Here is a 2556-nt window from a genome sequence, read left to right on the forward strand (position 1 = left end):
GTAAGCCCACGGTGAAGGCCGTCTTGCGATAGAGGGCTTCTGACTGCCAGTCCTAGTGGTAACACTAGGAGTAGTCATATGACGAAGCATCCAATTGAGGTGATCACGTCTGTAGAGCGCCGTCGGCGCTGGTCACGCGAAGATAAAGAGCGCCTTGTCGCTGCATGCTTTGAGCCAGACGCGGTCATCTCCGAGATTGCCCGCGCGGCCGGCATCCATGTCAGCCAGTTGTTCCGTTGGCGCAAAGAGCTTTGCCGGATCGAGGAGCCAAGGTCTGATACGGCGACTTTGGTGCCGGTGATCGTATCCGAGGCCGCTTCGACAGTCTCTCCCGTTCAACCGGAATCGCCCACCACATCCCACCCTCGTCGGAAGCGTAGCGATGTGACAATCGAGCTTGGACGGGGTCGGCGCGTGCGCGTGGATAGCGACATCGATACGGATGCCCTTGGCCGGATTCTCGATTGCGTGCTGGGGCTGCGATGATTCCGGTTCCGAGTGGCGTGAAGGTCTGGCTGGCGACAGGCCACACCGATATGCGAAAGGGCTTCCCCGGTTTGTCGTTGATGGTGCAGGAGGCGCTGAAGCGCGACCCGATGTGTGGACACCTGTTCGTATTCCGCGGCCGCGGTGGCGGTCTGATCAAGGTGATCTGGCATGACGGCCAGGGCGCTTGCCTGTTCACGAAGAAGCTGGAGCGCGGCCGCTTCATCTGGCCATCAGCGGCCGATGGCACGGTGGTGATCACGCCTGCGCAGCTCGGTTATCTGCTGGAAGGTATCGACTGGCGGATGCCGCAAAAGACCTGGCGGCCGACGTCGGCCGGATAAGCAAAAACACTGGAATGACAGGGTCGAATATGATTCCATCCTGTCATGAGCAATGCGACCGAAGAGCTTCCGGACGACCTTGCCAGTGCGCTTGCACTGCTGGCCCAGGAACGCGCTCGACGTGTCGCAGCCGAAGCAGAAGCAGCGACCTCCAAGGCAGAAGCCGCCAGCGCAAAGGCACTCGTATCGCATTCCGAGGCGCTGATCGCGCGGCTGAAGCTGGAGATCGACAAGGTTCGCCGTGCACTCTACGGCAGCCGGTCCGAGCGCAAGGCGCGGCTCCTGGAGCAGATGGAACTGCAGCTCGAGGAGTTGGAAGCGGACGCCGGTGAAGATGAACTGGCGGCGGAGATCGCAGCCAAAGCTTCAGCCGTCAAAGCCTTCGAGCGCAAGCGTCCGTCACGCAAGCCCTTTCCCGAACACCTGCCGCGTGAGCGCGTCGTAATCGCCGCTCCCACGAATTGCGCCTGTTGTGGATCGGTTAAACTGTCGAAGCTTGGCGAAGACATTACCGAGACCTTGGAAGTCATCCCGCGTCAGTGGAAGGTCATCCAGACGGTGCGGGAGAAGTTCACCTGCCGCGAGTGTGAGAAGATCACGCAGTCACCCGCACCCTTCCATGTGACACCCCGCGGTTTTGCCGGGCCGAACCTGCTGGCGATGATCCTGTTTGAGAAGTTCGCCCAGCACCAGCCGCTCAATCGCCAGAGCGAGCGCTACGCCCGCGAGGGCGTCGACCTCAGCTTGTCGACGCTGGCCGATCAGGTTGGAGCATGTGCCGCGGCGTTGAAGCCCATTCACTCCCTGATCGAGGCGCATGTCCTTGCTGCCGAACGTCTGCACGGCGACGACACGACCGTGCCTATCCTGGCCAAGGGAAAGACCGATACGGGCCGCATCTGGACCTATGTCCGGGACGATCGGCCGTTCGGAGGGCTCTCTCCGCCGGCGGCCCTTTACTATGCCTCGCGGGACCGACGGCAGGAGCATCCGGAGCGCCACCTGAAGACCTTCAACGGCATTCTGCAGGCGGACGCCTATGGCGGCTACAATCCGCTGTTCAAGGTTGATCGCGATCCAAATCCTCTAAGGCAGGCGTTTTGTTGGGCACACTCGCGGCGTAAGTTCTTCGTGCTCGCCGACATCGCCGCAAATGCCAAGCGTGGAAAGAATGCCGCGCCGATCTCGCCTATGGCGCTCGAAGCCGTCAAACGGATCGACGGCCTGTTCGATATTGAGCGCGAGATCAACGGGCTTACGGCCGATCAACGCCTGGAGCGTCGCCGGAGAGACTGTCTGCCACTCGTCGATGATCTGCAGGTCTGGCTTCAAACCGAGCGGGCAAAGCTCTCACGCAGTTCTCCGGTGGCGGAGGCGATCGACTACATGCTCAAGCGCTGGGATGGCTTCACATCATTTCTGCAGGACGGCCGGATTTGCCTGACGAATAATGCGGCAGAGCGAGCGCTCAGAGGCTTTGCGCTCGGCAGAAAATCCTGGCTCTTCGCCGGATCAGACCGCGGTGCAGATCGTGCGGCCTTCATGGCCACATTGATTATGACGGCAAAACTCAACGACATCGATCCGCAGGTGTGGCTGGCCGACGTTCTTGCCAGCATCGCTGATACGTCGATTACCAGGCTGGAGCAGTTGCTTCCGTGGAATTGGACGCCGCCGACCGTCAACGCTCAAGCGGCCTGACCTGCGGCCTTCACCGGAGGCTTAC

Annotated in this window: 3 protein-coding genes; all 3 read left to right on the forward strand. The window is 61.2% G+C overall.

Annotated features, from left to right (window positions below):
• Positions 1-78 precede the first annotated feature (78 nt).
• The 3 genes from tnpA to tnpC are packed head-to-tail and all read left to right on the forward strand — an operon-like array spanning position 79 to position 2531.
• A complete protein-coding gene (gene tnpA, locus PH551_RS32680) occupies positions 79-486 on the forward strand; it encodes an IS66-like element accessory protein TnpA (RefSeq protein WP_004675073.1) in 408 nt (135 codons plus the stop codon).
• Positions 487-503: 17 nt separating this feature from the next.
• Complete coding sequence (gene tnpB / locus PH551_RS32685; protein ID WP_010030703.1) at positions 504-830, forward strand: IS66 family insertion sequence element accessory protein TnpB; 327 nt, start codon at positions 504-506, stop codon at positions 828-830.
• Between the two features lie 45 nt (positions 831-875).
• Positions 876-2531, forward strand: a complete 1656-nt coding sequence (gene tnpC, locus PH551_RS32690; RefSeq protein WP_018247155.1) for an IS66 family transposase — start codon at positions 876-878, stop codon at positions 2529-2531.
• Positions 2532-2556: the final 25 nt, after the last annotated feature.

It is taken from the genome of Rhizobium atlanticum (assembly GCF_030182485.1).
Lineage (GTDB): Bacteria > Pseudomonadota > Alphaproteobacteria > Rhizobiales > Rhizobiaceae > Rhizobium.